Here is a 12,552-nt window from a genome sequence, read left to right on the forward strand (position 1 = left end):
CTGCACATCCTGTTGCTGCCGGGGATCATGCTGGCGCTGGTCGGGGCGCACCTGGCGCTGGTGTGGTATCAGAAGCACACCCAGTTCCCGGGGGTTCGGCGCAAGGAGAGCAACGTGGTCGGGGTGCGGATCATGCCGTACTTCGCGCTCAAGGGCGGGGCGTTCTTCACGCTGGTCGTGGGGGTCCTGGCGTTGATGTCGGGGTTGTTCCAGATCAACCCGGTGTGGAACTTCGGCCCCTACAACCCGGCGCAGGTGTCGGCGGGCTCGCAGCCCGACTGGTACATGGCCTGGGCCGACGGCATGCTCCGGATCTGGCCGGCCTGGGAGGTCTACCTCGGGAACTACACGATCCCGGCGGTGTTCTTCCCCGGCGCGATCGGCATGCCGATCCTGTTCGGGCTCCTGCTGGGCTACCCGTTCATCGAGCGGAAGCTGTCCAAGGACACCGCGCACCACAACCTGCTCCAGCGGCCCCGGGACGTCCCGGTCCGCACGGCGCTGGGCGCGATGGCGCTGGGCTTCTTCATGGTCATCGAGCTGTCCGGCTTCAACGACATCATCGCCGACAGCTTCGACATCTCGCTGAACGCGACGACCTGGGCCGGCCGCATCGGCGTGCTGATCGTGCCGCCGCTGGCGTACTACTTCACCTACCGCATCTGCCTGGGCCTGCAGCGGGCCGACCGCGAGGTGCTGGAGCACGGCGTGGAGACCGGCATCATCAAGCGGCTGCCGCACGGTGAGTTCATCGAGATCCACCAGCCGCTCGGCGGCGTCGACAGCCACGGCCACGCGATCCCGCTCGAGTACCAGGGCGCGTCCGTGCCGAAGAAGATGAACAAGCTGGGTTCGGCCGGTTCGGCCGTGCCGGGCACGTTCTGGTCGCCGGACCCGGCCGACGAGACCCGCGCGCTCGAGCGGGCGCACGGCAACGGCCACTCCGGTGGCGAAAACGGCCAGCACGGCCAGCACGGCGAGTTCGACTCCGCGGAGACGGCTTCGGCCGCCAAGCAGTCGGACCACTAGGTCCACACACGACGAAGGCCACCTCCTCCGGGAGGTGGCCTTCGTCGTGTCTTCAGCTCTTCGCGGCGCGGAGCCGGGCGATGGTCTTCTCCGCCCTCGAGTCGCGTGTCTCGGGCTTCTTGGCCTCGGCGACCCACTGGACGTACTCACGCCGGTGGGAGGGTGGCAGGGCCTCGAACAGGGCCGCGGCGTCCGGTGCGGCGGCGAGGGCGTCGGCCAGCTCGGTGGGGAGCTCGCTCAATCCTCGACACCGATCGAGAACGCCGATTCCGTGTCGGCGCGGGAGTAGGACCGGAACGCGATGTGCGTGACGGTGTCCAGCACGCCCGGGACCTTCCCGATCCGGCCGGGGATCAGGTCGGCCAGCTCCTCGTGCGTCGACACCTTGACGGTGGCGATGAGGTCGACGTCCCCGGCGCACGAGTAGACCTCGCCGACACCCTCGATGTCGGCGATCGCCTGCGCGGCGTCCGGGATCGCGTCCGCCTCTACCTGGATCAACACGATCGCGGTGATCACCTGGGGTCCTCCAAGACTCGTCTGCGGGGTCGCCCGCGATCCTAGCTACGCCGCGGTGTGGGCCAGCCAGTGCGCGGCGAGTGCTTCGTCGCCGGTGAGGGTGATGCGGTCCAGGGGCAGGCGCCGGGTGAACACGAGCAGGAGGTCGGGGACGGGGCCGGTCAGGGTCACGTCCGCGGCGGCGGTTTCCCGGGTCCACCGCACGCCGTCCGGGGTGCGGGTGATCAGCCAGCCCCGGCCGGCGTCCGGTTCGAGGCGGAGGGTCTGGCCGGTGCCGCGGAGCTGGGCGAAGGCGGGGTTGAGGCTCGCGGTGACGGGGTCGGACAGCACTTCGAGCCACTCGCTGATGGCGTCGGCCGCGAGGTCCGGGGCGACGGTGAAGTCCGTGCCGGTCAGCAGCGCGGCGTCGGCGTGGTGGATGGTGGTGTCGTGGAGCATCCGGCGCAGCCAGAACCGGGCGGGCTGCGGGCCGAAGAACGTCCACACGGGGGTGTCGCCGGCGGCCTGCACGGCGGCTTCGAGGTCGGCGGCGCCTTCTCGCAGCCAGTCGGGCCACTGCTCGGGCGCGCCGGGGTCGGCGTCGAACGGGTCGGGAACCGGCGACGGTCCCTCCCGGACGATGCTCGCGGCCCAGCGGTGGGCCTGGCCGAGGTGGCCGGCGAGCACCCGCACCGGCCATTCCGGGCAGGTGGGCACGCGCCCGTCCGGATCGGCTTTTCCGGCGGCCGCGGCGAACCCGGCGGTGTGGTCGTGGAGCGCTTCGGCGAGTCTTGCGTTGTCCATGGCCGTACCGTAGGAATTCCACCCGGCTGGAGGTTCGACCGAAGGTGACCGGAGACACACTCGGCATCGGGGAGCTGGCGCGCCGGACGGGCGTGCCCGTCCGCACGATCCGCTTCTACTGCGACGAGGGCGTCTTGGCGCCGGTCCGCAGCGCCGGCGGCCACCGGCGCTTCGACAGTGCGGCGATCGACCGGTTGACGCTGGTGCGCCGGCTGCGCGGACTGGGGCTCGGGCTGCGTCCGATCACCGACGTCCTGGCGGGCCGCTGTTCCCTCGACGACGCCGTGGCGGCGGAGCGGACGGCGCTGGACCGCGAGCTGGCGACGCTGGCCTGGCGGCGATCAGTGCTCCACGCGGTCTCGGAGGCGCCTCCGGCCGACCGCGCGGCCCGGCTCGAGCTGCTGTCCGCGGTCCAGGACGGGTACGCGGCGCACGAGACGCTGGTCCGCCTGTGGCGCCCGATGACGACGGGCCCGATTCCGCCGGACACGGCCCGGATGTTCCTGGGGGTCAGTGCGCCGGAGCCCCCCGCCCAGCCGACGACGGGCCAGGTGGTGGCGTACGCGGAGCTGGTGCTGCTGGCTTCGGGGCTGGCGACGCACGTTCAGGCGAGCACGCTGGCCGGCCACGAGCGCATCGCGGACCTGGGTGCGCTCCACGCGGAGGTGGGCTCGGCGTGCGCGGTGGCATCGGCCCAGGTGGCGGCGGGGGAGCGCCCGGCACCGGGGCCGGCCCTGGACCGGTTCGTGGCGGCCCACGCGGCGGCGTGGGGAGCGGCGGACAGCCCGGCGTTCCGCCGTTTCCTGAACCACCGGACGGCGGGGGACCGGCATCCGCGGCTGCGCCGCTACTGGCACCTGGCGGGCGAGGTGACCGGCGAGGCGGCGCCGATGGGTGTCACCCACACGTGGCTGCTGGACGCCCTGAACACCTCAGTCGCCTAACCCCACCCCCACCCTCCCGCCCAGCTCCCGTACCCACCCAGCCGCCTCGCGCCCCCAGCCGGTCGGCTCACGTACCCAGCCAGTCGGCTCGCGTACCCAGGCGGTCGGCTCGCGTACTCAGCCGGTCGGGCGCGAGTTGGCCCCTCAATCACGCGAGTTGCCCCTCCAAACACGCGAGCCGACCCTCCGGGCACGCCAACCGACCGCCTAGGTACGCGAGCCGACCCTCCAGGTACGTGAACCGACCCTTCAGGTACGCCGGGCGCGAGTCCGAGCGACTGGGTACGCCGGCCAGCCGTGCGGGGCGAACCGACCGTGCGGGGCGAGCCGACCGGCTGGGTACGTGAGCCGACCCTGCGGGTACGCGAGCCGACCCTGCGGGTACGCGAGTCGGATGGGTGCGTGAGGCGGGTGTCAGCCGACGTGCTCCAGGGAGTGGGCCTCCGATACCAGGCTGAGCCAGCCCTGCCAGCCCGCCACCGCTGCCGGCTCGGCCCAGGGGCGTGTGGTGCGGACCAGCCTCACCCCCGGGCGGGCCAGCCAGCGCAGCAGCACCCCCACCTCCTCCGGTGGTGCGCCGTGCAACGGTCCCGGGTCCGGCAGAACCGTCTCCGCCGCGGCCACCAGCGCCTCCACCACCGGCATCGGCGGTACGCCGCGCCGGGCCACGCCGGCCGAAGCCAATCTGCCGTAGCGGATCACCGCCAGCTCCCAGCCTCCCGCGCCGTCCGGGCCGGCTGCGATCAGCTCGCCGATCGAGGCCAGGGATGCCTGGCGGTGTGCCCGGCCCAAAGCGCGGATCAGGCCCGCCAGCTCGTCGCGGTGGCGGGCCGCCTGCTCGTAGTGCTGACCCTCGGCCAGCCGCTCCACGTGCGCGGCCGCCGAGTGCAGGGGGCGGCCGTCCAGGCCCGCGATCAGGCCCGACACCGACTCGACCGCCGGGCCGTACGCCTCCACGCTCTGCCGTCCCGCGCACGGTGCTCCGCAGCGGCCCAGCTCCGCCAGCACGCACGGGGTCCCGTTGGGCGAGCGCGGCGAGATCCGCTGGGTGCACGTCCGCAGCCCCGACGCCCCGGCCAGGGTGTCCGCCGTCGTGCGGGCGTCGGCCTGGTTGCGGAACGGGCCCAGCACCCCCGGCCGCGGCAGGCGCACCACCGACAGGCGCGGGAACGCCTCGTCCGTCAGGCCGATCCACCAGCCCTGGTGACGGTTCTTCGACCGCCGGTTGTACGCCGGCCGGTGCGCGGAGATCAGCCGCAGCTCGCGGACCTCCGCCTCCAGCGCGTGCGCGCACACCACGTGGTCGACGCGCTCGGCCAGCGCGACCATCTCCCGGATCCGGCTGCGGTTCTCCGAACCCGTGAAGTACGTGCGCACGCGGCGGCGCAGGTCCTTCGCCGTGCCGACGTACAGGACCTCGTCCTTCGGCCCCTTGAACAGGTAGACGCCGGGAGCCGACGGCAGGTCCGCGGCCAGGTGGCGCTTCGCCCGCTGGGCGACCGTCACCTCCGGCAGGTACCCCATCAGCTCTTCGAGCGAGTGCACGCCCACGTTGCCGACCCGCTCGAGCAGGCCGTGCAGGACGTCGACCGTCGCGCGCGCGTCGTCGAGCGCCCGGTGCGTCGGCCGCGTCCTCGCGCCGAACAGCAGGGCCAGCGCGGTCAGGTTGTACCGGCCGACCTCGTCCCGCGGCACCACCCGCCGCGCCAGGCGGACCGTGCAGACGACGGTCAGCTTCGGCCACACGTACCCGTGGCCCTCGCAGGCCGCGCGCATGTGGGACGTGTCGAAGCCGGAGTTGTGCGCCACGAGGACCGAGCTCCCGATGAACTCGAGGAAGGCCGGCAGCACCTCCTCGATCGGCGGCGCGTCGTAGACCATCGCCTGGGTGATCCCGGTCAGGGACACGATCTGCGGCGGGATCACCATCGCCGGGTTGACCAGCGTGGCGAACTCGCCCAGCACCTCGCCGGCACGCACCTTGACGGCGCCGATCTCGGTGATCCCCGACGGCCCCGGCGGGGCCCCGGTGGTCTCGAGGTCGAAGACGACGAAAGTGGTGTCCCGCAACGGGGTTCCGAGCTCGTCGAAGGCGAGCTGTGCCTGGACCGGACGCATGGGCGGGACACTAGAGGCGACCACCGACAGTTTCCGCGCGCAGCCGGTCCGTACGCCGCCCGCGGGGGACGGCGCTGCTGGTGAACAGGCGAGTCTCGCGGGATCCAGCACGTGTCTCGGACACCCCCGGGCGCCGCCGCGGGGCCGATGCCGGTCGCGCCGTCGCCTGGTGCCGCTGGAACGGTCCCGGCGGGGCTTTTGCTCACCGGGCGTGGCTCGTCGGTTTCGGGGTGCGTTGCCGGTCCGTGTGCCGCGCGGGGCGGGATGTGTGGGCGGGGCCTACCCTGGACCAATGCACCCGCAGCCGCTCGTGCCGGAGCCGCCCGGGGACCCCGTGGGTCCCTCGGGTGTCGCGTCGCGGCCCGAGGTGGCCGAGGAGCTCGCTGACCAGGGCGGACGGCCCGAACCCGCCACCTGGCCCACCCTGCCCGAACCGGTGCGCGACCGCATCGCCGAGCTCGCCGCGGCCGCCGTGGCCAAGCTGCCCGCCACCGATGTGCCGCGGCAGCTGCGGCCGGTGGCCAAGTTCGCGCCCGCCAAGCGGGCCAAGCTCGGCGGGGCCGCGCTGCTCGCTGCCCTCGGTGAGTCGTCGCAGTTCCGGACGGCCGTCATCGAATGGCTGCGCGAGCACCGCACCGACGCGCTCGACCCGAACGCCACCGACTCGGTCGCCGCGGCGGCCGCCGCCGTGCTGCTCGGGGAGTCCGGGGCCGCCGGGCGGGTGCGGCTGGTCGCCCGGAACGCCGAGGAAAACGCCCTGCGTGCCGAGCGCGACGCCGCGCTCGCCCGCGCCCAGCGGCTCGAAGGCGAGCTCGCCCAGGTCCGCGCCGAACTCGCCGAAGCGAAACAAGCCGCCGAAAATGCCCGCGGCGAGCGTGAAGGCGAAGTCGAGAAACTGCTGAAGCGCCTTCGCGAACAAGGCGTCCAGCTGCGCCAGGCCCGCGACGCGGCCGAAGCGGCGTCCGCCGACGCCGAACGCGGTTCCGCGGCCCGCAACGACGAGATAGCGGCCCTCACCACCCAGCTGGAGCGCGAACGCCAGCGCGTGGCCGGCGAACGCGCCCGTGCCGAACGCGCCGTCGCCGACGCCGAGATCGCCCGCCAGTCCGCCCGCGAGGCCCGGCAGGCCGACGAGGTGCGCCTCGCCCTGCTCATCGACACCATCGACGGCGCTGTCACCGGCCTGCGCCGCGAACTCGCCCTCGGCGCGCGCGGCGCCCGCCCGGCGGACATGGTCCGCGGCGCCAGCTCCGGCACCGGCCAGGGCGGCAAGATCGCCGACGTGACGACGCTGGACCGCTACCTCGCGCTGCCCAACGTGCACCTGATCGTCGACGGCTACAACGTCACGAAGACCGGCTACCCCGAGCTCGCCCTCGCCGACCAGCGCGACCGGCTGATCCACCAGCTCTCCGCCCTGGCCGCGCGCACCTCCGCCGAGGTCACCGTGGTCTTCGACGGCGCCGGCGTGCTCTCCGTCCCCGCCTCGGTGCCCCGCGGCGTGCGGGTGCTGTTCTCCGACCGCGGGGTGCTGGCCGACGACGTGATCCGCAACCTGGTCGCCGCCGAGCCGGCCGGGCGGCCGATGGTCGTCGCGACGTCCGACCGCGCCGTCGCGGACTCCGTGCGGGGCCGTGGCGCCCACCCCGCGCCGTCATCGGTGCTGGTCAGCCGCCTGTCGAGGGTCTGACCGCCGGAAACTGTCGGTGGTGGCGCCTACCGTCGTCCTCAGTCAGTCCCGACGTGAGGAGGACCACATGGGCGACACCCCCGAGCTGTCCGGAGTGGACGTCTCGCACATCGCCGTTTCGGACATCGAGAACCTGGTGGTCGATTGCGACCGCTGCGCCGTGCGCGGCATCTCGTGCCACGACTGCGTGGTGAGCGTGCTGCTCGGTGCGCCACCCGCGGTGGTGTGGGACGCCGACGAGCGGCGCGCGGTGGACGCGCTGGCCGAAGCCGGGATGGTGCCGCGGCTGCGGCTCGTGGAAGAACCGATCCGGCGCACCGCCTGATTTCCACCGATTCGTGGCGGCGCGCCGAATGGTCGGTTGAATCGGTGAACGGTCGGTAGTCGAATAGCGCTCCGGAAAACCCCAGCGTGTAACGCCCATCACAGGATGCTTCATCCCCTGGTCCGATGGTGTTCCCCGGTGTCACTCAGCGTTTTTGGCCGGGAGGTGGTGGACGTGGTGGCGGTCTTTTCGTAACCTGTCCGAGATCTCGTGGCCCCCGGCCGTCTGTGGAGACGGCGACGCGAGATCGCCGCCGGGCGCAGCTTTGTCGGGAAGCTGGGAACCGGAACCACCACCGCGTGCTTCACCTGGTGCGGTCCGTGCATGGCAAAAGCGCACGGTTCGCGCGCGTGGTGGGTGGGACAGCGGTGAAGAGGTACTCCCCGGCCTCTTCGCGCCCCGGTCCCCTTCGGCGGCCGAGACCAAAGGAGACCCGCGCGACCGTGCAGTCGCATTCCCTCAGGCGCGTGGTTTCAGGTGCCCTCGCCGCGGCCTCGGTGATCACCCTCGTCACCGTGGCGCAGCCGTCGGCCACCGCCGCCCCCGTCCCCGTGCTCCAAGCCCCGCCCACCGGCTCCGACGCCCTCGCCCAGTACCGCGACCTCGCGGCCCAGGCCGAGAAGCTCAACGAAGACCTGCTGTCCGCCCAGGACGATCTGAAGAAGAAGCAGGGCGAGCTCGACAAGGCCACCGGCGATGTCAACGCGGCCAAGGAACAGGCCGCGAAGGCGTCCGAAGGCCAGAAGAAGTACCAGACCGAGGTCGACAAGTTCGCCGGTGCGTCGTTCACCAGCGGTGTCCAGCTGAACAAGCTGTCGGCGCTGCTGGCCGGCACGTCCACCCAGGACTTCCTGGACCGTTCGTCGGCGCTCGAGGTCATCGCGACCGGCAAGAACGCCGCGATGGGCAACCTCACCGGCGCCGTCCAGGAAGCGACCGACGCGGCCGCCAAGGCCAGCGACGCGGCGAAGCGCGCGCAGGACGCGCGGGACGCCGCGGCGAAGCTGACCCAGGACATCCAGGCCAAGCAGAAGACGCTGCAGGACCAGATCGACCAGCTCGAAGCGGCCAACAAGAACCTGAGCACCTCCGACAAGGCCGCTCAGAAGGACCGCGGCGGGACACCGCCCACCGACATCAAGGCGCCCACCGCGGCCGCCCAGACGGCGCTGAACGCGGCGCTGGGCAAGCTCGGCAGCGCCTACGTCTACGGCGCCACCGGCCCGAGCACGTTCGACTGCTCCGGCCTGACGATGTGGGCCTACAAGCAGGCCGGCATCACGCTGCCGCGGACCAGCCGCGAGCAGTCCACCTTCGGCGCCGCGGTGCCGCGGGACCAGCTCCAGCCGGGCGACCTCGTGTTCTACTACTCGCCCGTTTCGCACGTCGGCATGTACATCGGCGACGGCAAGATGGTGCACGCGCCCGACACCGGTGACGTCGTGAAGATCTCGCCGCTGCAGAGCCAGTACGCGGGAGCGCGCCGCCCGACGGCGTGACCTTCGGACAGCACCCGAAGGGGCGGTACCGCACACGCGGTGCCGCCCCTTCGCCGCCGGTGCCTCCCGCTAGCCTCTGGGGCGTGCTCAAGACCCTGCTCGTGACCAACGACTTCCCGCCGCGGCCCGGGGGGATCCAGAACTACCTGAACTCCCTCGCCACCCGGCTGCCGGCGGACGACCTGGTCGTCTACGCGCCGTCGTGGGAGTCGCGGACGGGTTCGCACGAGGAGTTCGACGCCGAAGCGCCGTTCGAGGTCGTCCGGCACCCGACGTCCCTGATGCTGCCGACACCGGACGTGCTTCGCCGGGCGAAGCAGATCATGCGGGCGAGGGACTGCGAAGCCGTCTGGTTCGGCGCGGCCGCCCCGCTCGCCCTCCTGGGACACCCGCTGCGCCGGGCCGGCGCGCTCCGCGTCGTCGCCTCGACGCACGGCCACGAGGTCGGCTGGTCCATGTTGCCGGCGTCGCGGCAGGCGCTGCGGCGCATCGGCGACACCGCGGACGTCCTCACCTACGTCAGCCGCTACACCCGCGGCCGGTTCGCCGCGGCCTTCGGCCCGATGGCCGGGCTGGAACTGCTGCCGTCCGGAGTGGACACCGAGCTGTACCGGCCGGACCCGGCCGGGCGCGCCGAAATCCGCGCGCGGCACGGCCTCGGCGACCGGCCGACCGTCGTGTGCGTTTCGCGGCTGGTCCCGCGCAAGGGCCAGGACCAGCTGATCCGCGCGTTGCCCAGGATCCGCGAGCAGGTCCCCGACGCGGTGCTGCTGGTCGTCGGCGGCGGCCCGTACCGCAAGACCCTGGCCGGGCTGGTCGCCGAGCTGGGCCTGGAGCGTGACGTCGTGCTCACCGGGTCGGTGCCGTGGGCGGAACTGCCGGCGCACTACGCGGCGGGCGACGTCTTCGCGATGCCGGCCCGCACCCGCGGCAAGGGCCTGGACGTCGAGGCGCTCGGCATCGTCTACCTGGAGGCCTCCGCGACCGGCCTGCCGGTGGTGGCCGGCAACTCCGGCGGCGCCCCCGAGACGGTCCTCGACGAGGTCACCGGGCACGTCGTCGACGGCCGCGACGTCACGCAGCTGGCCGAGACCCTGGCCAGCCTGCTGGCGGACCCGGTGCGCGCGCGCCGGATGGGCGAGGCCGGGCGGGCCTGGGTGACGGCGAACTGGCGCTGGGACGTCATGGCGCGGCGGCTGTCCGGCCTGCTGGACGGCGATCCGGTGGCCGTCGTCCGTTAAGGCGTGTAGAGCGCCGGGTGCCGCGGATCGTCGACGCGCACGACGACGTCGGCGAGCGAGCTCGGGTCCACCTCTTCCTCGTACCGCTCGTAGGCCGGGACCGCCCAGGCGTCCGGCACGCGGCGGCGCAGCGCGGCGGGGGAGAGCCACAGGTGCACGGCCAGGTCGAAGGCCAGCCCGGCGCCCAGCAGCAGCTCGCCGTCCAGGAGCACGACCCCGCCTTCGGGCACCGGCACGCGCTCGGCGCGGGTCGCGCGGTCGCGCTCGGCGTCCCACAACGACGGCAGGACGTTGCCGGACCCCTTCAGCGGCTCCAGGACTTCGCGGCGGAGGGCGCCGAGGTCGAGCCAGTCGGTGTAGCGCGCGTCCGGGTTCGTGCGGCCGTGTTCGAAGCGCAGGGACGCCGGGCGCAGGAAGTCGCGCGCCGACACGCGCAGCGTCGCGCGGCCGCGTAGGCGCAGCGGGCCAGCCAGGGCGTCCGCGAGCTCTCCGGTTTCCGTCGCCCCGGCCGCGCCGTCGACGGCGACCGCGATCCGCGGCGTGGTGAGCGCGTCGATGCGGTCGGTGAGTTCTCCGGCGAGGACGGCGGGGGAGATCGGGCGGTAGCGCACGGGTACTGATCCTGCACCCGGACCGGTGGCCGGTTTTGCCGTACCCCGGTGGCACGATGAGGACATGACTTCTTCAGTGGGGAAGACGGCCGATGTGGGGTGGAACATCGGCGTTTCGCGAACCCTGCCGTACTCGGCCGAGACGGTGTGGGACTTCCTGGTCAGCCGTGAGGGCGTCGCGATCTGGCTCGGTCCCGGGGTCGAGCTGCCGCGGGAACCGGGCGCGGAGTACGAAACCGCGAACGGCACGGTGGGCGAAATCCGCAGTTACGTCGACGGTGACCGGGTCCGGCTCACGTGGCGGCCGAGCGACTGGGACCACGACTCGACCGTGCAGGTGCGGCTGAGCGGCGCGGGGCCTAAGACGACCCTGAGGTTCCACCAAGAATGGCTTGCGGGCGCGGAAGAACGCGAAGAACAGCGGGCATACTGGCAGGACGTGACCGAGCGCGTCGTGGCGGCACTCGCCGAACGCTGACGCGGTGAGGCTTGGGGGATGAGATGACGAGCGACGAAATTCTCGAGGTGGCGGAAGACTTCGCCCAGGACGCGCACGTGTTCTCGGAGATGCTGCGCGGGGGCGGCCCGGTGCGCCGGGTGCGGCTGCCACCGCGGGGACTGCCGTGCTACGTGGTCACCGGGTTCGCGCAGGCCCGGTCGTTGCTGGCGGATCCGCGGCTGCACAAGAGCAGCGAAGGCATCCGGGCGCTGTTCGAGGCGAAACTGCCGCCGGAGGCGCGGATGAGCACCTTCGGCCAGGACCTCAGCCAGCACATGCTGAACTCGGACCCGCCGGACCACACGCGCCTGCGGAAACTGGTCAACAAGGCGTTCACCGCGCGGACGGTGGCGCGGCTGCGGCCGCGGGTCGAGGAGATCACCGCGGGTCTGCTCGACGCGCTGGCCGGGCAGGAACGGGCCGACCTGGTGGCGTCGTTCGCCGCGCCGCTGCCGATCACGGTGATCTGCGAGCTGCTCGGGGTGCGCGAGGAGGACCGCTCGGAGTTCGCCGGCTGGTCGAGGACGCTGCTGAGCGCGGCGGCGCGGCCGGAGCAGATGCAGGCGGCGGCGCAGAGCATGTTCGGCTACCTCACCGGCCTGATCGCGCAGAAGCGCGCCGAGCCGGCCGAAGACCTGCTGTCGGACCTGGTGCACGCGACCGACGACGGCGACTCCCTGTCCGAGCCCGAACTGGTGTCGATGGCGTTCCTGCTCCTGGTGGCGGGCCACGAGACGACGGTCAACCTGATCGCGAACGGCGTGCTGGCGCTGCTGCGCGAGCCGGAGCAGCTGGCCCGCCTGCGCGCGGAGCCGGAGCTGCTGCCGGGCGCGGTGGAGGAGTTCCTGCGCTTCGACGGCCCGATCAACCTGGCGACGCTGCGGTTCACGGCCGAGCCGGTGGAGGTCGACGGCGTGCCGATCCCGGCGAACGAGTTCGTGCTGATCTCGCTGCTCGGCGCGAACCGGGACGCGGAGCGGTACCCGGAGCCGGACCGGCTGGACATCACGCGCCCGGCCGGGGGACACCTGGCCTTCGGGCACGGGATCCATTACTGCGTGGGGGCGCCGCTGGCCCGGCTGGAGGCGGAGATCGCGCTCGGCGGGTTGCTGGCCCGGTTCCCGGACATCGCGCTGGACGCCAAGGCGGACGAGCTCGTCTACCGGTCGAGTTCGCTGGTGCACGGGCTGGAGGAGCTGCCCGTCCGCTTGTGACGCCAGGACGCGGTCGTGAGTGGTAAGGTGGCATTGGAACGAACAGCGGTCAACCCCGTCGCCACCACCGACGTGGACGC

At 72.8% G+C, this 12,552-nt stretch carries 13 protein-coding genes; 8 read left to right on the forward strand and 5 right to left on the reverse strand.

Annotated features, from left to right (window positions below; genetic code table 11):
- On the forward strand, positions 1-1,029 hold a 1,029-nt coding region (locus ABZW17_RS46005; protein ID WP_354829142.1), incomplete at its 5' end, for a cytochrome b N-terminal domain-containing protein.
- Positions 1,030-1,081: 52 nt separating this feature from the next.
- On the opposite strand, the gene ABZW17_RS46010 is transcribed toward ABZW17_RS46005, so the two are convergent.
- Genes ABZW17_RS46010 through ABZW17_RS46020 form a run of 3 tightly spaced genes read right to left on the reverse strand, consistent with a single transcriptional unit; the run spans position 1,082 to position 2,331 of the window.
- Positions 1,082-1,270, reverse strand: coding sequence for a YdeI/OmpD-associated family protein (locus ABZW17_RS46010; protein WP_354829145.1), 189 nt, complete (start codon positions 1,268-1,270; stop codon positions 1,082-1,084).
- Positions 1,267-1,548: an Lrp/AsnC ligand binding domain-containing protein gene (locus tag ABZW17_RS46015; protein ID WP_013224084.1), complete on the reverse strand. Its 282-nt coding sequence runs from the start codon at positions 1,546-1,548 to the stop codon at positions 1,267-1,269. Before ABZW17_RS46015 ends, ABZW17_RS46010 begins: the two co-directional genes overlap by 4 nt.
- 45 nt (positions 1,549-1,593) lie before the next feature.
- Entirely contained in the window at positions 1,594-2,331 is a 738-nt protein-coding gene (locus ABZW17_RS46020) for a maleylpyruvate isomerase family mycothiol-dependent enzyme (RefSeq protein WP_354829149.1), read from the reverse strand.
- A gap of 44 nt (positions 2,332-2,375) precedes the next feature.
- Here ABZW17_RS46020 and ABZW17_RS46025 point away from each other — a divergent pair, with 44 nt between their 5' ends.
- Complete coding sequence (locus tag ABZW17_RS46025; RefSeq protein WP_354829152.1) at positions 2,376-3,275, forward strand: MerR family transcriptional regulator; 900 nt, start codon at positions 2,376-2,378, stop codon at positions 3,273-3,275.
- A gap of 414 nt (positions 3,276-3,689) precedes the next feature.
- Here the strand turns inward: ABZW17_RS46025 and ABZW17_RS46030 are convergent, their stop codons facing one another.
- Complete coding sequence (locus tag ABZW17_RS46030; RefSeq protein WP_354829154.1) at positions 3,690-5,393, reverse strand: DEDD exonuclease domain-containing protein; 1,704 nt, start codon at positions 5,391-5,393, stop codon at positions 3,690-3,692.
- Between the two features lie 292 nt (positions 5,394-5,685).
- Between ABZW17_RS46030 and ABZW17_RS46035 the strand changes: the two genes are divergently transcribed.
- From ABZW17_RS46035 to ABZW17_RS46050, 4 genes are all read left to right on the forward strand, one after another.
- On the forward strand, positions 5,686-7,083 hold the full coding sequence (locus ABZW17_RS46035) for an NYN domain-containing protein (RefSeq protein ID WP_354829157.1): 1,398 nt from the start codon (positions 5,686-5,688) through the stop codon (positions 7,081-7,083).
- A gap of 67 nt (positions 7,084-7,150) precedes the next feature.
- Positions 7,151-7,408, forward strand: coding sequence for a hypothetical protein (locus ABZW17_RS46040; protein ID WP_354829160.1), 258 nt, complete (start codon positions 7,151-7,153; stop codon positions 7,406-7,408).
- Positions 7,409-7,851: 443 nt separating this feature from the next.
- Complete coding sequence (locus tag ABZW17_RS46045; protein WP_354829163.1) at positions 7,852-8,907, forward strand: NlpC/P60 family protein; 1,056 nt, start codon at positions 7,852-7,854, stop codon at positions 8,905-8,907.
- 83 nt (positions 8,908-8,990) lie between these two features.
- Complete coding sequence (locus ABZW17_RS46050) at positions 8,991-10,148, forward strand: glycosyltransferase family 4 protein (protein WP_354829166.1); 1,158 nt, start codon at positions 8,991-8,993, stop codon at positions 10,146-10,148.
- Here the strand turns inward: ABZW17_RS46050 and ABZW17_RS46055 are convergent.
- Positions 10,145-10,759, reverse strand: a complete 615-nt coding sequence (locus ABZW17_RS46055; protein ID WP_354829169.1) for a uridine kinase — start codon at positions 10,757-10,759, stop codon at positions 10,145-10,147. The genes ABZW17_RS46050 and ABZW17_RS46055 overlap by 4 nt on opposite strands.
- A 64-nt stretch (positions 10,760-10,823) precedes the next feature.
- Between ABZW17_RS46055 and ABZW17_RS46060 the strand changes: the two genes are divergently transcribed.
- Both ABZW17_RS46060 and ABZW17_RS46065 read left to right on the forward strand, forming a co-directional pair.
- A complete protein-coding gene (locus ABZW17_RS46060; protein ID WP_354829172.1) occupies positions 10,824-11,237 on the forward strand; it encodes an SRPBCC domain-containing protein in 414 nt (137 codons plus the stop codon).
- Positions 11,238-11,260: 23 nt separating this feature from the next.
- Entirely contained in the window at positions 11,261-12,472 is a 1,212-nt protein-coding gene (locus ABZW17_RS46065; protein ID WP_354829175.1) for a cytochrome P450, read from the forward strand.
- Positions 12,473-12,552 lie beyond the last annotated feature (80 nt).

The sequence above is a fragment of the Amycolatopsis sp. NPDC004625 genome (assembly GCF_040609695.1).
Classification (GTDB): Bacteria; Actinomycetota; Actinomycetes; order Mycobacteriales; family Pseudonocardiaceae; genus Amycolatopsis.